This window comes from Aliisedimentitalea scapharcae (assembly GCF_045277565.1).
GTDB classification, from domain to species: Bacteria; Pseudomonadota; Alphaproteobacteria; order Rhodobacterales; family Rhodobacteraceae; genus Aliisedimentitalea; species Aliisedimentitalea scapharcae.
The window spans coordinates 2,121,019-2,141,437 of record NZ_CP123584.1 but is presented as its reverse complement, the minus strand read 5'-3'; the positions used below and the strand labels follow the sequence as shown (position 1 = coordinate 2,141,437).

19 protein-coding genes are annotated in these 20,419 nt (G+C 58.7%); 9 read left to right on the top strand and 10 right to left on the bottom strand.

Translation table 11 applies throughout. The features are described 5' to 3' along the window. Positions 1-9 precede the first annotated feature (9 nt). On the top strand, positions 10-1,410 hold the full coding sequence (gene gltX, locus QEZ52_RS10090) for a glutamate--tRNA ligase (protein WP_406650085.1): 1,401 nt from the start codon (positions 10-12) through the stop codon (positions 1,408-1,410). A gap of 123 nt (positions 1,411-1,533) precedes the next feature. Beyond that, complete coding sequence (gene gltA, locus QEZ52_RS10085) at positions 1,534-2,826, top strand: type II citrate synthase (RefSeq protein WP_406650082.1); 1,293 nt, start codon at positions 1,534-1,536, stop codon at positions 2,824-2,826. Between the two features lie 183 nt (positions 2,827-3,009). On the opposite strand, the gene QEZ52_RS10080 is transcribed toward gltA, so the two are convergent. The 10 genes from QEZ52_RS10080 to QEZ52_RS10035 form a co-directional block, all read right to left on the bottom strand. Next, entirely contained in the window at positions 3,010-3,786 is a 777-nt protein-coding gene (locus QEZ52_RS10080) for an enoyl-CoA hydratase-related protein (protein ID WP_406650078.1), read from the bottom strand. A 73-nt stretch (positions 3,787-3,859) separates the two neighbouring features. Further along, a complete protein-coding gene (locus QEZ52_RS10075; protein ID WP_406650416.1) occupies positions 3,860-4,297 on the bottom strand; it encodes a cytochrome c-type biogenesis protein CcmH in 438 nt (145 codons plus the stop codon). Positions 4,298-4,338: 41 nt separating this feature from the next. Next, on the bottom strand, positions 4,339-6,306 hold the full coding sequence (locus tag QEZ52_RS10070; RefSeq protein WP_406650075.1) for a heme lyase CcmF/NrfE family subunit: 1,968 nt from the start codon (positions 6,304-6,306) through the stop codon (positions 4,339-4,341). A gap of 75 nt (positions 6,307-6,381) precedes the next feature. After that, positions 6,382-6,963: a holin family protein gene (locus tag QEZ52_RS10065; protein ID WP_406650072.1), complete on the bottom strand. Its 582-nt coding sequence runs from the start codon at positions 6,961-6,963 to the stop codon at positions 6,382-6,384. Then, positions 6,954-7,565, bottom strand: coding sequence for a holin-associated N-acetylmuramidase (locus QEZ52_RS10060; RefSeq protein ID WP_406650069.1), 612 nt, complete (start codon positions 7,563-7,565; stop codon positions 6,954-6,956). The genes QEZ52_RS10065 and QEZ52_RS10060 overlap by 10 nt, the downstream gene beginning before the upstream one ends. Positions 7,566-7,756: 191 nt before the next feature. After that, the gene (gene ccmE, locus QEZ52_RS10055) at positions 7,757-8,200 is read right to left on the bottom strand and encodes a cytochrome c maturation protein CcmE (RefSeq protein ID WP_406650066.1); all 444 of its coding nucleotides are present in this window, start codon (positions 8,198-8,200) and stop codon (positions 7,757-7,759) included. Positions 8,201-8,211: 11 nt separating this feature from the next. Beyond that, entirely contained in the window at positions 8,212-9,240 is a 1,029-nt protein-coding gene (gene argC / locus QEZ52_RS10050; RefSeq protein WP_406650063.1) for an N-acetyl-gamma-glutamyl-phosphate reductase, read from the bottom strand. Between the two features lie 103 nt (positions 9,241-9,343). Then, on the bottom strand, positions 9,344-10,153 hold the full coding sequence (locus QEZ52_RS10045; RefSeq protein WP_406650061.1) for a glutamate racemase: 810 nt from the start codon (positions 10,151-10,153) through the stop codon (positions 9,344-9,346). 20 nt (positions 10,154-10,173) lie between these two features. After that, on the bottom strand, positions 10,174-11,052 hold the full coding sequence (locus QEZ52_RS10040; protein ID WP_406650058.1) for a lysophospholipid acyltransferase family protein: 879 nt from the start codon (positions 11,050-11,052) through the stop codon (positions 10,174-10,176). Between the two features lie 105 nt (positions 11,053-11,157). Further along, positions 11,158-14,583, bottom strand: a complete 3,426-nt coding sequence (locus QEZ52_RS10035) for an indolepyruvate ferredoxin oxidoreductase family protein (RefSeq protein ID WP_406650055.1) — start codon at positions 14,581-14,583, stop codon at positions 11,158-11,160. A gap of 170 nt (positions 14,584-14,753) precedes the next feature. On the opposite strand from QEZ52_RS10035, the gene QEZ52_RS10030 reads away from it, so the two are divergent. The 7 genes from QEZ52_RS10030 to grxD all read left to right on the top strand — a co-directional run bounded on the left by QEZ52_RS10030 (position 14,754) and on the right by grxD (position 20,352). Further along, positions 14,754-15,659, top strand: coding sequence for a LysR family transcriptional regulator (locus tag QEZ52_RS10030; RefSeq protein ID WP_406650052.1), 906 nt, complete (start codon positions 14,754-14,756; stop codon positions 15,657-15,659). A 38-nt stretch (positions 15,660-15,697) separates the two neighbouring features. Continuing rightward, on the top strand, positions 15,698-16,003 hold the full coding sequence (locus QEZ52_RS10025; protein WP_406650049.1) for a hypothetical protein: 306 nt from the start codon (positions 15,698-15,700) through the stop codon (positions 16,001-16,003). Between the two features lie 175 nt (positions 16,004-16,178). Beyond that, entirely contained in the window at positions 16,179-18,344 is a 2,166-nt protein-coding gene (gene purL / locus QEZ52_RS10020) for a phosphoribosylformylglycinamidine synthase subunit PurL (RefSeq protein WP_406650046.1), read from the top strand. Between the two features lie 184 nt (positions 18,345-18,528). After that, positions 18,529-19,185, top strand: a complete 657-nt coding sequence (locus tag QEZ52_RS10015; RefSeq protein ID WP_406650044.1) for an ureidoglycolate lyase — start codon at positions 18,529-18,531, stop codon at positions 19,183-19,185. Between the two features lie 65 nt (positions 19,186-19,250). Further along, positions 19,251-19,487, top strand: coding sequence for a BolA/IbaG family iron-sulfur metabolism protein (locus tag QEZ52_RS10010; protein ID WP_406650041.1), 237 nt, complete (start codon positions 19,251-19,253; stop codon positions 19,485-19,487). 52 nt (positions 19,488-19,539) lie between these two features. After that, positions 19,540-19,779, top strand: coding sequence for a hypothetical protein (locus QEZ52_RS10005; RefSeq protein ID WP_406650039.1), 240 nt, complete (start codon positions 19,540-19,542; stop codon positions 19,777-19,779). Between the two features lie 210 nt (positions 19,780-19,989). Beyond that, on the top strand, positions 19,990-20,352 hold the full coding sequence (gene grxD / locus QEZ52_RS10000; protein WP_406650036.1) for a glutaredoxin: 363 nt from the start codon (positions 19,990-19,992) through the stop codon (positions 20,350-20,352). The last annotated feature ends 67 nt before the right edge of the window (positions 20,353-20,419 follow it).

The following is a 20,419-nucleotide window of genomic DNA, read 5'->3' as shown; positions in this document are numbered from 1 at the left end:
ATGGCTCCCATGTCCAAACCGGTCGTCACCCGTTTCGCTCCGTCTCCCACCGGCTTTCTGCATATCGGCGGTGCCCGCACCGCCCTGTTCAACTGGCTTTATGCCCGGGGTCGTGGCGGTAAATTCCTGCTGCGCATCGAAGACACCGACCGGGAACGGTCCACGCCAGAGGCCACAGCCGCAATCTTGCAAGGCATGGAATGGCTGGGGCTGGATCATGACGGCGATGTCATCAGCCAATTCGAAGGTGCCGCGCGCCACGCAGAAGTCGCCCATCAGCTGCTGGCCGATGGCAAGGCCTATAAATGTTTTGCATCGCAGGAAGACATTGCCACCTTCCGCGAAACGGCCAAGGCCGAAGGTCGCAGCACCTTGTACCGCTCACCCTGGCGCGACGCTGATCCAGCCAGCCACCCGGACGCGCCCTATGTGATCCGCATCAAGGCGCCTCAGGAGGGCGCAACCGTGATCCGGGATCAGGTGCAGGGCGATGTGACCATTCGCAATGACCAGCTGGACGACATGATCCTGCTGCGCAGCGATGGTACCCCGGTCTATATGCTGGCCGTTGTGGTGGATGACCACGACATGGGCGTGACCCATGTGATCCGCGGTGATGATCATCTGAACAACGCCGCGCGCCAGATGATGATCTATGAGGCCATGGGCTGGGATGTTCCGGTCTGGGCCCATATCCCGCTGATCCATGGACCAGATGGCAAGAAACTGTCCAAACGCCACGGCGCGTTGGGGGCACAGGAATACCAGGCCATGGGGTACCCTGCGGCGGGCATGCGCAATTACCTAGCGCGCCTGGGCTGGAGCCATGGCGACGATGAGTTTTTCTCGGACGAACAGGCTTGCGACTGGTTTGACCTGGATGGAATCGGCAAAAGCCCGGCCCGTTTCGATTTGAAAAAGCTCGAGAATCTCTGTGGTCAGCACATCGCCGTTAGCGATGACGCTGCATTGCGGCAAGAAATCGAAGCATATCTGGCCGCAGCGGCGCTTCCGGCCCTGGATGACAAACAGTCGCGGGATCTTGAACGTGCGATGTATTGCCTCAAGGATCGGGCCCGAACTTTCCCGGAACTCATTGAAAAAGCACACTTTGCACTGGCATCCCGCCCGATCGAACCCGATGCAAAGGCGGCCAAAGCCCTGACATCGGTATCCGATGGTATACTGGGTGAATTGACGCCGCAGTTGCAAAATGCTAGCTGGAACCGAGATCAACTGGAGGCGACCCTGAACGCATTCGCAGAAGCGCAGGGCACCAAGTTTGGCAAGCTGGCCGGTCCGCTCAGGGCTGTGCTGGCTGGACGCGCCGTAACGCCTTCGGTGTTTGACATGATGTTGGTTCTGGGCCGCGACGAAACAGTGGCCCGACTGACCGACGCAGCTGGATAAGACCTGGATTAACGTCCGGTTAACGCTGCTCCACTACCACGGACCTGCGCATTACGTGCGCAGGGACTGCCCCGCATGGGCCGCCTGTCGGCTGCCACATGCCTGTAACAGGAAGGGACAACCATGACCGAGACGAAGACCGCCACTCTCACGATTGACGGCCAGAGCTATGATCTGCCGATTTTTTCGCCCACTGCGGGCCCCGATGTCGTCGACATTCGCAAACTGTATGGCCAGGCGGGTGTGTTCACCTATGATCCCGGTTTCACCTCGACCGCGAGCTGTGACAGCACCATCACCTATATTGACGGTGACAAGGGCGAGCTGCTGCACCGGGGCTATCCGATCGACCAGTTGGCCGGAAAATCGCATTTCCTAGAGGTCTGCTATCTGTTGCTGTATGGTGAGCTGCCGAACGCGGCTCAGTTGGAAACTTTCGAAACCACCATCACCCGCCACACGATGATTCACGAACAGATGGTCTATCTGTTCCGCGGATTCCGCCGCGATGCCCACCCGATGGCGATCATTGTTGGTGTTGTTGGCGCGATGTCGGCCTTTTATCATGACTCGACCGATATTGCCGACCCACGTCAGCGCGAAGTTGCGACCCATCGCCTGATCGCCAAGATGCCCACCATTGTTGCGATGGCGTATAAATACACCATCGGTCAGCCGTTCGAATACCCGCGCAACGACATGGATTATGCATCCAATTTCCTACGGATGTGTTTCGCCGTGCCCTGCGAAGATTACCAGGTCAACCCGATCCTGGCCCGTGCCATGGACCGCATTCTGACCCTGCATGCGGATCACGAACAGAATGCGTCGACCTCGACTGTGCGTCTGGCGTCGTCGTCGGGTGCCAACCCGTTCGCCTGTATCGCTGCCGGTGTTGCCTGTCTGTGGGGGCCTGCCCATGGCGGTGCAAACCAGGCCTGTCTGGAAATGCTCAAAGAAATCGGCACCGTCGACCGGATTCCCGAATTCATTGCCCGCGCCAAGGACAAGGACGATCCATTCCGTCTGATGGGCTTTGGCCACCGGGTCTACAAGAACTTTGACCCGCGCGCGACCGTGATGAAACAATCCGCAGACGAGGTTCTGGACCTGCTGGGTGTTGAAGACAACCCAATCCTTCAGGTCGCCAAGGAACTGGAAAAACAGGCGCTGGAAGATCCGTATTTCGCCGAGAAGAAACTGTTCCCGAATGTGGATTTCTATTCCGGGATCATTCTCGAAGCCATGGGCTTCCCCACTTCGATGTTCACCCCGATCTTTGCGCTGTCGCGCACCGTCGGCTGGATTTCGCAGTGGAAGGAAATGATCGCCGATCCACAGGCCAAAATCGGCCGTCCGCGTCAGTTGTACCTGGGCGATACCATGCGCGATTACGTGGACATCGAAAACCGCTGATCAACAGCGAGATGACATTAGAAAAACCCCGCTTGGTCGCAAGCGGGGTTTTTGTTTTACGGCCGTCAGGGCCCCCAAAAGGTCAACCTGACACAGGGCCCAAAGAACCGAAATTCCCCCAATAAAAAACGGCTCGGACCGCAGTGGCCGAGCCGTATCACAGGTCGCACCCCTATGGCTGGTTCAGCGTCCTTCGAACTTTGCAGGGCGCTTTTCCAGAAACGCCGAGACGCCCTCCATGAAATCGCGCGACTGACCCAGTTCACCCTGCATATGCGCTTCGACCAACAGCTGTTCCGCCAATGTTTTTTGATAAGCACCGCGGATAGATTGTTTGATGGCACCAAAGGCCTTGCTGGGCCCCGTGGCCAACCAGGTGGCCCGCTTGCGCCAATGGGCATCAAAATCGGTGTCCGGCACCGATTCCCATATCATGCCCCAATCATCGGCCTGTTTCGCCGAAATGCGATCCGCAAACAACGCCGCGCCCATGGCCTTGGCCATGCCCATCTTGTGTGGCAGCAGCCAGGTTCCGCCGGCATCCGGCATCAACCCGATCCGGGCAAACGCCTGCAGGAAATAGGCGCTCTCGGTGGCGATCACAACATCCGCAGCCAGCGCCAGATTTGCCCCTGCCCCAGCGGCGGGCCCATTGACCGCAGACACGGTCGGGATCGGGCAATCATAAATCGCTTCCAGCATCGGCAGGTATTCGTCCCGCAATGTGCGTTCCAGATCCAGCGCCCCACCACTGGAAGCGTCGCTGAGATCCTGGCCGGTGCAAAACGCGGCCCCCGTCCCCGTCAGCACAACGGCGCGGGCCTGCGCGGCGGCTTCCTTCATCGCATGAGCGATTTCGGCCCGCATTTGGCTGGTCAGCGCGTTCATCTTGTCAGGCCGGTTCAGCGTCAGAACCGCCAAGCCGTCAGTGATGTCAAAGGTGATCGTCTGATAGTCCATTTGCGCGCCTCGTGAATATGTGTTGATCGCAAACTTGACCCAAGCGTCAGGCCAGCAAAAGCAGAACCCCGCGTCAATCGTCCAGAATTTTGCGCAGTCGCTCCTGCTCTTCGGCGCTTAGGCCATCGTCATTGCGCGCGGGTGCCGTCGATCGACGCCGAAGATAATAGAACCCCATCAAAGCCGCCAACAGCAACATCACTGGCCCGGCAGCCCAAAGCATCCAATTGGCCCCATTGGCCGTCGGGCGCAGCAATACATATTCACCGTACCGGTCGACGATGAACGCCATCGCTTCCCGATCGTCATCCCCCGCCACCAGCCGTTCACGCAGCAGGATCCGCAGATCCCGCGCCAGTTCAGCGTTGGATTCATCTATGCTTTCGTTGCGACACACCAGACAGCGCAGATCCTTGCTCAGCTCGCGCGCACGTGCTTCCAGCGCCGGATCTTCGAGCACTTCGTCCGGTTGAACGGCCATTGCTCCGGATCCTGCGAACAGGCCCGCCATGGCGGACAGACACCCCACAAACAGCAAGACAAAAACCTGTTTCATTCCGCAGGCACTCCGCCGGTCGAGGATTTACGTGCACCAGCCGCGACCCGGAACCGTCGGTCACTCAGGCTCAGCAGCCCACCCAGGGCCATCAGGATACACCCACCCCAGATCCAATTCGCCAGCGGTTTGATATAGGTCCGCATGGTCCAGCCCCCATCCGCCTGTTTGTCACCGATAACAACATACAGATCGCGCAGGAATTGATAGTCAATCGCTGCCTCGGTGGTGGGCATCCGCGCCACCGGATATTGGCGTTTTTCCGGATGGAGGACGGCTTCAAACTGACCATTCCGGTCCGCCGTCACGGTGCCCTGGGTCGCACGATAATTGGGCCCCTGGACCTCCTGCACGTCGGTCAGGGTCAGCGTATATGCTCCCACATCGAAGGGTTGGTTCATATAGGCGATACGAATGTCTTCACGCTCCCAGGCGGTCAACCCGGCAATGGCAAAGATGGTGATACCCAACCCCGCATGGGCGGTTGCCTTGCCCCAATCGGCGCGTGGCAGGCGGAACAGACGGCCAAACCGGTTCAGCCCACGCCCGGACCGCATCCACAGGTCGGCCAAGGCCCCAAAGACCATCCATGACCCCAGGAACAATCCCACAGGCCCCATTGCGCTGCGCCCGGTCTGCATCGCCCAGGCCAAAACGCCCAAAGCAACGGCCAACAGAAACACATACCGCAGTGACCAGGCCGTGCGCCCCAGTTTGCCCCGTTTCCACGGCAGCATCGCACCCACCGGCAGGATCAACCCCAACAGCACCATGAACGGCGTAAAGGCCGCGTTGAAATAGGGCGGTCCAACGCTCAGTTTGCGATCAAAGAACATCTCAGCCAGAATCGGCCACATGGTCCCGAAAAAGACAACGAAACAGCTGACAGCCAACAGGATGTTGTTCGTAATCAACATACTCTCGCGGCTGACCATCCCAAAGACACCCTTGGCTTCCATCGCTTGCGCGCGCGCCGCAAACAGGGTCAGCGCACCACCGGTGAACACGGCCAGAATGATCAGGATAAACACCCCGCGTTCCGGGTCATTGGCAAAGGCATGCACGGATGTCAGCAACCCCGAGCGCACAATGAATGTCCCGATCAGCGAAAACCCAAAGGCCAGAATAGCCAAAAGAATGGTCCAGCTTTTCAGCGCTTCGCGTTTTTCCACCACGATGGCCGAATGCAATAGCGCCGCCGCCAGCAGCCAGGGCATAAAGGAGGCATTTTCTACCGGGTCCCAGAACCAGAACCCACCCCAGCCCAATTCGTAATAGGCCCACCAGGACCCCAGAGCGATGCCAATGGTCAAAAACACCCAGGCCGCCAGCGTCCAGGGCCGCACCCAGCGCCCCCAGGCCGCATCCACGCGGCCCTCGATCAACGCCGCCACGGCAAAGCTGAACGCCATGCTCAGCCCCACATACCCCAGATACAGGAACGGCGGGTGAAACGCCAAACCTGGGTCCTGCAGCAACGGGTTCAGGTCCTGCCCGTCAAAGGGCGGAACCGCCAGACGCAGGAACGGGTTCGAGGTGAACAGGATAAAGGCAAAAAACGCCACCGCGATGGCGCTTTGCACCGCCAGTACACGCGCCTTGAGCGTGGGCGGCAGGCCGCCGCCAAAACTGGCCGCTGTGGCCCCGAACAGGGTCACGATCAGCACCCATAGCAACATGGATCCTTCGTGATTCCCCCAGGTGCCGGAAATCTTGTACAGCATCGGCTTGGCCGAATGGCTGTTGGCCCAGACCAGTTTCAGCGAAAAATCAGATGTAACGAACGCCCAGGTCAACGCGCCAAAGGACAGCGCCGTCAGCAGGAACTGGGCATGTGCCGCAGGTTCCGCAACGGCCATCCATCCAGGCCAGCGTTTATGGGCTCCAATCAGCGGTACCACCATCTGAAAGATAGCAACCACAAATGCGAGGACGAGGGCGAAATGACCGAGTTCTGTAACCATGCGGCTTATATAGGCTGCGCTGAACGGCGCGCCAATCGAATTCGGCGCGCCGCACTGTCACAGATGCGTCACGGATCAGCCGGTCTTGCGCAACTTGCGCCAATCTTCCAATGCCGGATTCAATTCTGGTGTCACCGCCGCCAGAGTCACTTCGGCGTCCGGCCCGGCATTGGCCACCCCGGGACTATCCGCGCGCAGGGCGTCGAGTGCGCGGATATTGTCAACCACCTGCGGTGCCAGGCTAACGGCCTGGGCCATATCACGTTGGAAGTTTTGCGTCTTCAACTGATGGCGCGCGCCAAAGTAGAAGCTGACAATCACCCCCAACAGCCACCACAGCGGGTCCGGAACCAGAGCAATGCCTTGCATCCGCGCGGCAAACCACAGCGGATTGACCATCGCCGCCACAAACAACCCCAAGGTCCCCAAGGCCAGGGCCGGTCGCGGCACGCGGTTGACCCCATCCATGAACCGGTCGAATCCGCCTTTGCGCGCCACCGCGAATTCGCCCGCAAACTGCTGCAACGCAGCCCCTTGTACCGCAACGGCCCGCTGGGCACCTGCTTCAGCATTCTCGCGAAACACTTCGGCGGTTTCGCGCACCATATTGCGGCCACCGCCGAACATCAGTGCAAACAGCTCTCCAATCACCCCCATGCGGCGACCCTCCGGTCAAAGTCGGCCTGCGTCATGTGATAGCGCGGCGACAGGAATTCCTCGGCACGTTTGATCCACCCCCCCTTGCCTCCGTCCCGCGTGCGGGCATATTTCCGGCTGGCCACCCTGCGATCCGCAAGTCGAAAGTAGTAATTGCGCCGCGCCACCCCATAAGCATCGCGCAAGGCCACTGCATTCGGGGCCACGGCCTGGCGCACCGCGCGCAATGTCTGCGGCCCGATCGCCCCGTCCACGGACACACCGTACCCCATGTCTCGCAACATCCGTTGCAGGATCTTCACTGCATTGCCACCGGCGTTGACATACATGTCGAACAACGACGCCTGCAGCACCACCGGAATTTCATCAATGCGCGGTTGCTCAAAATAGTGGGTGATAAAAATATCAACTGCTTTTGCCCGGCTGAGACGGCGCACATCCGCGACCCCCACCACACCGTCCCCGGTCAGATCCAGCCCCAATCGGCGCATGGTATGGATGGTGACCCCATATTTTGTTGCCCCGCCCGGGTCGTCGGGATCATTCACAAACCCGCCTTCACGGGCCACGATTTCTTCGGCAATCTGTCGTACCGTCTGCATGTTGCCTGACCTCCACCAGATCCGGGGTAATCCACCCTCGGAATAGACAAAGACAACAGGCCAAAAATCTTAATACCCCCAAACCAGACAGAGCGCTGCCCGGGCTCACCGCGCAACGCTCCTGTCTTCATCTTGCTGGAAAAACTCCCGCCGGAGGCATGGCCGTCAGGCCATTCAACCACTGGTTTGGATCAGCTTTCCGGTTCCTGATAAACACCCTGTTCCTTCAGCGCATCCACCACTTCCTTGGGCATATATGTCTCATCATGTTTGGCAAGGATTTCAGTTGCTTCAAAGACACCGTTCACATAACTTCCGGTGCCGATCATACCCTGGTTTTCCTCGAACAGATCCGGCAAAACCCCAGTATAGGTCACCGGGATCGACGCGCCGCCGTCGGTCACGGAAAACCGCACGACTTCGCCCTGACCCCGCACCAATGTGCCTTCCTCAACCAATCCGCCAATGCGAAACACTTCCGAGGCTTCGGGGGGGGCTTCGGCAATCTGGCTGGGCGCACGAAAGAAATTGATCCCGTCACGCATCGCATAACCGATCAACCCGGTCGCCACGACCAACGCAACCGCTGCCACGATGATCACCTGGATCCGTCGTTGTTTCTTGAGGTTCTTCATCTCTCAACTCCTCAGGGGAAGAGCGGGGCCATCTTCAGTCCCGTTGTCTCTTCCTCACCTAACATCAGGTTGGCATTCTGCAAGGCCTGCCCTGAACTGCCCTTGGTCAGATTGTCCAATGCCGCAATCACGATTGCACGACCTTTGATCCGGTCTGCGGTCACGCCGATATGACAATAGTTCGATCCACGCACGTGATGCGTACTGGGCACCTCGCCCATGGGCAGCATCTGAACGAACGGTTCCTCCGCATAGGCTGACGCCAGCGTGTCATGGATCGCCTGCGCGTCTCCCTTGACATAGACGGTGGCCAGAATGCCCCGATTGGCTGGTACCAGATGCGGCGTGAATTGCACCTGAACCGGGCGACCGGCCAGCAGGGAAAACTCTTGATCGAATTCGCCCAGATGCCGGTGGGTGCCGCCGACGGCATAGGCGTTATAGCCTTCGCTCAGTTCCGCATGCAGCAGATTTTCCTTGAGCGACCGCCCCGCCCCGCTCACCGCACATTTCAGGTCCAGAATGATGTCATCCAGATCGATCACCCCGGCGGAAATCAGCGGCCGCAGCGCATATTGACCTGTCGCCGCGTTACACCCCGTGCCCGCAACCAACCGCGCGCCCTTGATGTCTTCGCGGTAAAATTCGGTCAGCCCGTACACGGCCTCATCCTGTTCGGCCAACGCGCTATGCGCATTGCCATACCATTTTTTATAGGCTTGCGCGTCGCGCAGCCGGAAATCGGCGGACAGGTCGACGATTTTCAGATCCTTGGGCAGGGCCGAAATCACCTCTTGGCTGGTTTTATGCGGCAAGGCACAGAAACACAGGTCGATCCCAGAGAAATCAATCTCGTCAATCTTGCACAGGGTCGGCAAGTTCATGTGGCGCAGATGCGGGAACACCTGATCCATGCTCATCCCGGCCTTGCGGTCGGCCGACAGCGCGGCGATTTCCATATTCGGGTGTTCGGCAATCAGCCGCACCAGTTCTGCACCAGTGTAACCAGATGCGCCCAGAATTGCGATTTTATGGGTCATGTCAGACCTCGTCCTTCATATGTCACATGTCGTGCCGCGTGTGACCGCGGCTGGAATAGGGGAAATGCAGGGGAGCCACCTTGACCTAAGTCAGGAATCTAGGTCAGGCGGACTGAAAGCTGATTTGTCGTCGCAAAAACTGGGTCGCGCGGTCGCTGACCCGATTCGGGTCACCGGTGGTGAAATACCCGGCCTCACCAGATCCCATCATGTCAGGGTGACGTTGCAGATAATCGGCCAACGAGTCCGCCACCAGATTGCCCTGGCTGAACACTTTGACCTCCGCGCCCAGAGCCTCCTGAAAGGTCTGCTCCATCAGCGGATAATGCGTACAGCCCAGGATGGCCGCCTGTGGGATCGGCATTTTACGCTTCAACGCATCCACATGAGACCGCACCAGTGCTTCGGCCAGGATCAGATCACCGTCTTCGATGGCGTCCACCACACCCCCACAGGCCTGCGCTTCGACATCCACGCCGATTGCGCGAAAGGCCAGTTCGCGCTGAAACGCGCGGCTCGCCACGGTTGCCGGTGTGGCAAACAGCGCCACATGCTGGGTCTCGACCTCACGCGGGGGGGAATTGTCGCCCCATTGCCGTTCGGTCAGCGCCTCGATCAAAGGCACAAACACACCCAGAACCCGTTTGCCGGGCGGCAATCCGCCCTCCTGCATCCGGCGCAGCGCGGCGGCCGAGGCCGTGTTGCAGGCCAGAATCACCAGATCACAGCCGCGGTCCCACATCTTCTGCACCGCTACGACGGTCAGGTTATAGACATCCTCGGCATCACGCACACCATAGGGCGCGTGGGCATTGTCCCCAAAATACAGGAAGTCCACGTCCGGAAGACGTTTCTGGGCGGCGTTCAGGACGGTCAAACCGCCCAGACCGGAATCGAATATGCCTACTGCCATGATCTCTCTCGGGCACCGTCTCAGGCGCGATGTTTCTCTTCGAACTCAAACCCGTATTCATAAGATTTGAGAGGTGTCGGAGACAGCTCATACGTGGCTTTGCGCAGAAAATCCATCATTGCCTTGGTATCTTTTGCCATTGGGTCCAGAATGTCGCGACCAATAGGGTCCCCGATGACGACGCGCACCGGTGTATCGACACGTTTCCTGAACTCTTTGATCAGCAACCCCATACGCAGGGTGGAATGCAGATGGCTGGCGATCTGGAACAGGCGACTGGTGTGGCCGTCAAAAAAAACAGGCACAACAACAGCGTCGGATTTCGCCACCATGCGCGCTGTAAACCCGCGCCACCCCGGATCCATCGGATGGGCAAAGGGGTTGGTGGCGGTGGACACCGTTCCACCGGGAAAAATTCCGATGGCTCCACCCTGCCCCAGATACTCCAGAGCCTCCCGGCGGGTCTGCAAATTTCGACGCACGGCGTCCTTGGTTTCATCAAAAGAAATCGGAAGGATCACCCGGTTCAGGTCTTCGGCCTTGCGAAACACTTGATGCGCCAGAATGCGAAAGTCCCCGCGCGCCTCGGCCAGGATATGCCCCATCATCAGCCCATCGAGAATGCCATAGGGGTGGTTGGCAATCAGGATCACCGGCTTGTCAGTCGGAATATTGCTTAGCGCACCTTCAATGACATCCAGGCTCAGCCCATAGCGTTTAACCATCACTGACCAAAAGTTCTGCCCCGCAGCCACGTCTTGCTCATAGCCGTCCGCCCGTTTGATCAACCGCAATCGCCCGGTGGTGTTTTCCATCAGACGGATCATCGCGCGCCCAGGTCGGGTCTGCGCAGAATGGGCGTAACTGATGTCGCGGGCGATATGGTGGCGCATGTTCATGGGGCATCTCCTCCGTCTACCGTCCCTGATTTAGGGACAGTGCGGGATTTTGCACAGATTTCATGACAGGCCTGTGACGTTGTTACAGACCAACGCGGCCCCGCATCATTCCGCTGCTTGTTTGACCTGAGCCCCACCTTGACGGATCAATGCCAAAAGGGTCTCGCGCTGTTTTGCAGCCTTTTGTTCATTGGCCAGCTTGACCGGACCAAATCCCCGGATCTGCAATGGCAGCTCGGCCAGGGCAATGATCGTGTCGCGGGTGTTGTTGCTCAGTTTGGGCAGCACGTCTTTCAGATCGGCTTCATACTGTTTGATCAACGCCCGCTCCATTTTGCGCTCGGCGCTATACCCGAACACGTCAAACGGCGTGCCCCGCAGCGCTTTCATCCGGGCCAGCAGACCAAACCACCGCTCCATCCCGGCCCCGAATTTGCGTTTCGGCGGGCGGCCATTCACCGGCTTGCCCCCCAGGATTGGTGGTGCCAGATGATAGGACAATTTGAAATCGCCTTCGAACTGTTCCGCCGCCTTGTCGCGTGATGACAACAACAGGCGCGCAACCTCGTATTCATCCTTGTATGCCAACAGCTTGTGATATCCCTTGGCCACCGCGCCGCGTACGGCCTCATCGTCGATTCCGTCCAGCATCTTGGCATAACGATTCGCCAGCCGTTTGCCCTGGTATGCAGTCAGTTGCGCCTTGCGATAGGCGACCGGATCCTGAGACGAATTCGGCATCTCGACCACGTTTGACCCGCTCATGGAGGCTGCGTCCTCGGGATGCAGGGCCGCCCACCGTCCAATTTCAAAGGCGTGCAGGTTGCGTTCGACGGCTGCGCCATTCAATTCGATGGCCTGCATGATGGCCTCGTGACTGATCGGCAATAGCCCGCGTTGCCAGGCTGCGCCAAACACCATCATGTTGGAGAAAATCGAATCCCCCATCGTGACCCGTGCCAGCTCCGACGCATCAAACAGAACAACACGATCCCGCAGCCGCGCCTGAAGAGCGACCGCTAACCGGTCAGAAGGAATGGAAAATTCCGTGTCGCGGGTAAAATCACCCGTGATGATCTCGTGGCTGTTGACCACCGCGCCTGTCCGCCCCGTCGCCGTCAGACCCAGCGTTTTGGCCCCTGCACTGACCACCAGATCACCCCCGATCAGTGCGTGCGCCTCGCCCGTCGCCACGCGAATGGCGCTGATGTCTTCGGGCGTGTTGGCCAATCGGCAATGGATATGCACCGCGCCGCCCTTTTGGGCGAGCCCCGCCATCTCCATCATGCCGGCACCCTTGCCGTCAATCTGTGCCGCCTGCGCCAGCACCGCGCCAATAGTCACAACACCTGTACCCCCGACGCCTGTGATCACCACGTTGTGCGTGCCATCTATGACTGGCAGTTCCGGCTGTGGCAGGTCGGGCAGCTCCAGCGTCCGGGTGGCTTCCTTGCGGATCTTGGCCCCTTCAACGGTGACAAAGGATGGGCAAAACCCGTTCAGACAGGAAAAATCCTTGTTACAGCTGGACTGGTCAATCGCCCGCTTTCGGCCCAGCTCGGTTTCGACCGGCACGATGGACACACAATTCGACTGAACCCCACAATCGCCACAGCCTTCGCAGATGTCTGTATTGATGAACACCCGCTGGTCCGGATCCGGAAAGGTTCCCCGTTTGCGCCGGCGCCGTTTTTCCGCCGCGCAGGTCTGGACATAGACGATGGCCGAAGTGCCCTCGATCTTGGCAAATTCTTCCTGCACGGACATCAATTCGGCGCGTTCATGCATTCGAATACCGGCAGGGAATTGTTTGGCGTCCACGTCTTCCTTTTCGTCATAAACCACGGCCAGGGTTTTGATCCCCATCGCTGTCAATTCGTGGGCGATGCGACCAGCGGACAGATCGCCATCATTGTCCTGTCCCCCGGTCATGGCCACCGCATCATTGTACAGGATCTTGAAGGTCATCGTCGTGTTCTGGGCGGCGGCGGCCCGGATCGCCTGAATACCCGAATGGTTATAGGTGCCATCGCCCATGTTCTGGAAGACATGCGCCCGGGTCGAAAACGGGGCCTCGCCGATCCAATTCGCGCCCTCGGCCCCCATATGGGTGAACCCCAACGTGTCGCGGTCCATCCATTGCACCATGAAATGACACCCGATCCCGGCATAGGCCCGCGACCCGTCCGGCACTTTGGTCCCGGTGTTATGGGGGCAGCCGGAACAGAAATACGGCAGACGCGAGGCGATCTCTTCGGCGTTGTCGGCCCGGCGTGCGTCTTCCAGCGCCGCCATACCAGCGCGCAAGGCGTCGCTGTCACGGCCTTCATCCATCAGAATCTGGCCCAGCTTTTCGGCGATCATGATCGGGTCCAGCGCCCCGCGCGTCGGGAACAACTCGTCCCCATGCATGGATCCGGCTCCACCGCCCTTGTGCCAGCCCCAGACACGACGCCCGCGCCTGTCGTCAAAGATCGCTTCCTTGATCTGCACCTCGATCAGCTTGCGCTTTTCCTCGACCACGATGATCAGATCCAGATCATTGGCCCAGTCGTTGAACCCGCGCATGTCCAGCGGCCAGACCTGCCCGACCTTGTAGGTGGTGAGCCCCAGTCGCTCAGCAGCCGTTTCATCAATATTCAGCAAAGACATGGCATGCACCAGATCCAGCCAATTCTTGCCCGCCGCGACAAACCCGATTTTGGCCCCGGGTTTCCCCCAGCCCCGTTTGTCCATCTTGTTGGCCCGCGAAAATGCCTCGGCGGCGAACCGTTTCTGATCAATCAGCCGTTCTTCCTGGATATGGCGATCATCCACCAGGCGGATGTTCAACCCGTCCTCGGGCATGTCGTAATCCGTTGGTATCACCAGTTGCATCCGATCGGGCCGTGCATCCACAACGGATGTCACCTCGACCGTGTCCTTCATGGTTTTCAACCCGACCCACATCCCGGAATACCGCGACAACGCATACCCATAGATGCCGTAATCCAGAATCTCCTGCACGCCTGCCGGGCTGACAATCGGCAGATAGGCATCCATCAACGCCCATTCCGACTGGTGCAACACGGTCGAACTTTCGCCCGTGTGATCATCTCCCATGGCCATGATCACGCCGCCATGCCTGGAACTGCCCGCCATATTTGCGTGCCGGATCGCATCGCCGGACCGATCCACCCCCGGCCCCTTGCCATACCACAGACCGAACACACCGTCGAATTTGCCCTCGCCACGCAATTCCGCCTGTTGCGCCCCCCACAGCGCAGTTACGGACAGATCCTCATTCAACCCGGATTGAAAGGTCACATCGCTGTCCGCCAGGAATTTTTCGGCCCGCATCATCTGCATATCGACCGCGCCCAAAGGCGATCCGCGATACCCGGTCACCAATCCGGCTGTCTTCAATCCAGCCCCGACATCACGCGCCTTTTGCATCAGCATCAGGCGGACCAATGCCTGTGTGCCATTCAGCAATACCGGCGATTTATCCAAATGGTATTTGTCGTTGAGCGAAATCTTCTGTGTGGACATCCGGGGCCTCCCAAACGCGTGGCGCGTCGCTACGGTTGCAGGATTATTAGGTCATAATTACTGACCTGTATAGACATTTTTTTTTGTATTCCCTGACGGTAACACAATTGAATGTCGCATATGCGATGCATTTCATATAGTTAGGCCGCAACGTAACGGAAGTAACGGATATGGACTGGGACAAGCTGAGAATCTTTCACGCGGTTGCCGATGCTGGCAGCCTGACCCATGCGGGTGATAAACTGAATCTGTCGCAATCGGCAGTCAGTCGTCAGATACGCGCGCTGGAAGAAAGCCTGAACGCCACCCTGTTTCATCGCCACGCGCGCGGTCTGATCCTGACCGAACAGGGCGAGCTTCTGTTTGACGCGACCTCGGCCATGTCCAAGCGGCTCGATGCGGCTTCGGCCAGGATTCGCGACAGCGAGGACGAGGTGTTCGGCGAATTGCGTGTGACCACGACATTTGGGTTCGGCACCTTGTGGCTGGCCCCGCGCTTGCCACATCTCTACGAGAAATTTCCCGATCTCAAGGTTGATCTCATGCTCGAAGAGCGAGTGTTGGATCTGCCCATGCGCGAAGCAGATGTCGCCATTCGCATGAAAGAACCCAGCCAGGCAGACCTGATCCGCAAACGGCTGATGACCGTTCGGATGAAATTGTATGCCTCGCGCAAATACGTCGACAAACACGGCATCCCCGAAACCGCAGCCGATATCAGCGAACACCGGCTGATCTGCCAGAACCCGTCAGCCGCCCAGGTCGGGGCCTCGGCAGTCATGGTTCAGGGGTTGATGACCCACAATCCGCAATCCCTGTTGACGGTGAACAACTATTTCGGGGTTTTGCAGGGTGTCTTGCACAATCTGGGTATTGGCGTGCTGCCGGATTACGTCACCGAAGATTTCCCTGATCTGGTGCATGTCCTGCCCGAAAGCGATTCTTCCGAAGTGCCGGTTTACCTCGCCTATCCCGAAGAGTTGCGCCATTCGCGCCGCATTCAGGCGTTTCGCGATTTCGTTCAGGAAGAAATCATTGCCCACCGCAAACACCTCAAGGCGTTGGGCAAACTCTGATCGTTTTGGGCACATGCGGCAAAGCCGACTGCAAAATCGTGAAACCTTCGCAAATTCGCCAATTGAAAAATCAACTGCCCTGGGCGGCAGCATCCGTTCAGGGTTTTGCCGACCAGCTTTGGCAGTTTCGACAATCTTTTGATTTCGCTTCATATTTCAGCAAAGATCCCAAAACTTCGCCCCAAAAATCAGCAGCCATGCAAAAAATGCATACCGGCAATGCCGTCAACGCGACGTTGTTTTCCTTGATCCAAGGCCCCCGCATCCCTAAATCAACTCTCGAAGGCAGCAGCGCTTACCGCGTAGCTTCTTCAACCTCCCTGTTGGACTTCGGCCGAGCTTAGTGCTCGGCCTTTTTTTTGCGCGGTGCCCAGGTTCAGAGGCAATCACAGCGCCCAAAGCTCCCCAAAGAGCAACCAAAGATTCTGCGGCGCTTTCGCGAGGTGCGTCTTTAGACTTCCCCCGACGCCCCCCTTGCCCTAAAAGGCCCGCAATTCATGTCACCGGGGACTCTATGAGATGCAGGAACCAGCCATCACGCCTGAACTGATTGCCAACCATGGGCTCAAGCCCGAGGAATACGATCTGATCCTCGAGATCATCGGGCGCGAGCCGACCTTCACCGAGCTGGGAATTTTCTCGGCGATGTGGAACGAACATTGCTCCTACAAATCCTCCAAGAAGTGGTTGCGCACCCTGCCCACCACCGGCCCCCAGGTCATCTGCGGTCCCGGTGAAAACGCCGGCGTGGTCGATATTGGTGATGGACAGGCCGTCATCTTCAAGATGGAAAGCCACAACCACCCCTCCTACATCGAACCCTATCAGGGTGCGGCGACCGGTGTTGGCGGCATTCTGCGCGACGTCTTTACCATGGGCGCACGTCCGATTGCGGCGATGAACTCGCTGTCGTTCGGCGAACCGTCCCACCACAAGACCCGACAGCTGGTCAACGGTGTCGTCGAAGGTGTCGGTGGATATGGCAACTGTTTTGGTGTTCCCACCGTGGGCGGCGAAGTTCGCTTTGATCCGGCCTATAACGGCAACTGCCTGGTAAACGCATTCGCTGCCGGTCTGGCCGACGCGGACAAGATCTTTTATTCCGCCGCTTCGGGCGTTGGTATGCCAGTTGTTTATCTGGGTGCCAAAACCGGGCGCGACGGTGTCGGTGGCGCGACCATGGCCTCGGCCGAATTTGATGACACCATCGAAGAAAAACGCCCCACCGTTCAGGTCGGCGATCCCTTTACCGAAAAGCGCCTGATGGAGGCCACGCTGGAGCTGATGCAGACCGGCGCGGTGATCTCGATCCAGGACATGGGCGCGGCTGGTTTGACCTGCTCGGCCGTTGAAATGGGCGACAAGGGCAAACTGGGTGTCAAACTGAACCTCGAAGACGTGCCCCAGCGCGAAGAGAACATGACAGCCTATGAGATGATGCTGTCGGAATCTCAGGAACGCATGTTGATGGTACTGAACCCCGAACTCGAAGCCGAAGCCCGCGCCGTATTCGTCAAATGGGATCTGGATTTTGCCATCGTCGGGGAAACCATCGCCGAAGACCGCTTCCTGATCCTGCACAATGGCGAAGTAAAGGCCGATCTGACGCTGTCGAAACTGGCCTCGACCGCGCCCGAATACGACCGCCCCTGGGACCCTACCCCGGCTGCCGACCCGCTGACCGACGCGGACGTGCCCACCATTGACCCCATTGATGGTCTCAAGGCGCTGATCTCGTCACCCAACTATGCGGGCAAACAATGGGTCTATGAACAATATGACTCAATGGTCATGGCAGACACCGCCCGTGGCCCCGGTTTGGGCTCTGGCGTGATCCGGGTGCACGGGACAGACAAGAAGCTGGCCTTCACCAGCGACGTGACACCGCGCTATGTCAAAGCCAACCCGATCGAGGGCGGCAAACAGGCCGTGGCCGAAGCCTATCGCAACCTGACCGCCGTGGGTGCCAAACCCCTAGCCACAACCGACAACATGAACTTTGGCAATCCGGAAAAGCCAGAGATCATGGGCCAGTTCGTTGGTGCCATTCAGGGCATCGGCGCTGCGGTATCGGCGTTGGATATGCCGATCGTTTCGGGCAACGTGTCACTGTACAATGAAACCGACGGCCAGGCGATCCTGCCGACCCCGACCATTGGGGCCGTGGGCCTGATTGCCGCAGACGAAGAACCAATCCTGGGCGAAGCGCGCGATGGCCATATCGCGCTGGTCATCGGGGACACCATCGGCCACCTGGGCCAATCCGCCCTGCTGCATGAGGTGTTCAACCGCACCGATGGCGACGCCCCTGCTGTCGATCTGGACGCGGAAAAACGTAACGGTGAATTCATCCGTGCCAACCGTGACCTGATCAAGGCCTGCACCGATCTGTCCGACGGTGGACTGGCGCTGGCGGCCTTCGAAATGGCCGAAGCCGCAGGCGTTGGCGTTCAGCTGGACGTGGCCGACACCCAAACCCTGTTTGGCGAAGATCAGGCCCGCTATCTGGTGGCCTGCAACTTTGACCAGGCCGAAGGGCTGATGCTGGCTGCAGGTCAGGCGGGCATCACCCTGACAACCGTTGGCCGTTTCACCGGCGACAGCGTGAAATTCGGGAGCGCCGAAGCCCCGCTGAGCGAGCTGGCAGACATCTTCCGCTCCAGCTTTGCCGAGGCCGTTGCCTGATACAGGGCACCCACTCCTGAGACCTGAAAACGCGCCTTCTTGCGGAGGCGCGTTTTTTTATGGCATTTCGCCTGAGCCATCAGATTTTCTTGGTCCTTGTCCCGGACTTAAACAGCTATTGCAAACATCATTGCCGGATTAGGCTCGGCTCAGGAATCGCAACAGAACACAGGATCCCCCCTTCATGAGCGCCCCCGTCTATATGTTCGACCCATCCGACAAACCCTCCCTGCCGCTTCACCGGGTGCCTCTTGTCGTCGCCACCGAAGAAACGGTCAGGGGCTATGGATGTCTGGTCGATGACCCGGAAACATTCGAGATCGAAATAACCCAATGGCCGCAACAGGGCTGGCGCCCCGTCGATGACGGCACCGGCGATGAAGCCGGCTATGTCGAGGGCGTTTTTCATGGCACGTGGCAGGGCGATGTTCTGTATGGCGCCAACGAGGCGGTGAATGGCAACTATGTGCTGGGTTGGTCCACAGATCCGCAAACTGCATCCTCCGCTACGGCAACAGCCCCGCGTGACCAAGTGCTGTTGTGGCATATGAATTACCATCCTGACGGCGGTCAGTTGTTCTATCCTTTGGACAACAAACCCTTTGTCGTGCCTGTCGCACCGCCCGGAGACGACATCACTCCGGACAAGATCATCGCCTTTTGGTGCGATGGCTCCAGAGGGCTCTATATTCACGGCAATATCTGGCACGAAGGCATCTTTCCCGTGCAGGACACACAGCGGTTCCTTGACCGTCAGGGGCGCGTCCACGCCCGCGTCAGCTGTGACATCGGCCAGGAGTTTGGCGTCTACCTGTCGGTCCCATTGACCGAAACACCCTGATCCTGTCTTGAACACCGCCCTGTCGCACTTTACATCTGAAAAGAAAACAGGACGGATCTTCTCCCATGGCCATGCAAGCCTCTGACATCGAAACGCTCATCCGCGAATCTTTTCCCGACGCCAAGATCACCGTAGTCGGGGATGACGGTGTGCATTTCTCGGCCGAAGTGATCGACGAGAGCTTTCGCGGCAAGAACCGCGTCCAGCAGCAGCGCGCCGTAATGGCCGCGCTCAAAGGCAAAATGGATGGATCCAATGGTGAAATCCATGCGCTGGGGCTCACCACCAAAGCTCCGGATTGATGAGCAATACCCATCACGGGGTGCCCATTGTGCCCCGTGAACATTTCAGACCATGCTGACCGGTGCGGGCATCGCGCTTTTGGCCCTGGGGGTGCTGGGTCTGTTGATTGCTGTGGCGGCTGTTGCCGAATCCATCCTGCGCCGCAATCGCCACCGGTCCTTGTCCCGCCACGCGGTCACAAAACGACGCTGGGACGACCCGGCGGTGGACCAGACTCGCGCCGCCCTGCTCAAGGCCAAAAAGACGCGGCACAACACCGGGTCACAGACTGAACGCGGCTCCTCAGATTGACAGCCAAAGCACTTATGACGGTTTTGAAGCTTGTCGGAGCCGACATTGACCCCTATTTGAATGCCTAAGCGGTACAACACCACCCGGGCACCCGCCGCCTGATGATGGGTTGACCAAAGTCATGGCGCGTTCGACCCGGACTCGCTGAAACGATGAACATAAACGGGGCGGGCCCAAACGCCCTGGCACAGAGACAAAGGAACGCGCGACATGAGCGACGCAAAAAACCGCATCGACGAAACCGTCAAAGCCAATGACGTGGTGTTGTACATGAAAGGCACCAAGGACATGCCGCAATGCGGTTTCTCCAGCCGCGTCGCCGGTGTATTGAATTACATGGGCGTTGATTTTTCCGACGTTAACGTGCTGGCCGACGAAGAAATCCGCCAGGGCATCAAGGAATATTCCGACTGGCCCACAATTCCCCAGCTGTACATCAAAGGCGAATTTGTCGGCGGTTGCGACATCATCACAGAAATGACTCTGTCGGGCGAACTGGACGACATGTTCGAAACCAACGGCGTCACCTTTGACAAGGAAGCGGCAAACCGCATCCGCGAAGCCAACGGCTGATATCCGCCTCTCCCACAAAGTCCAAGGTTGCCCCTTGCGCCCCTTTTGGACAAAGGTTGGTGGAAAA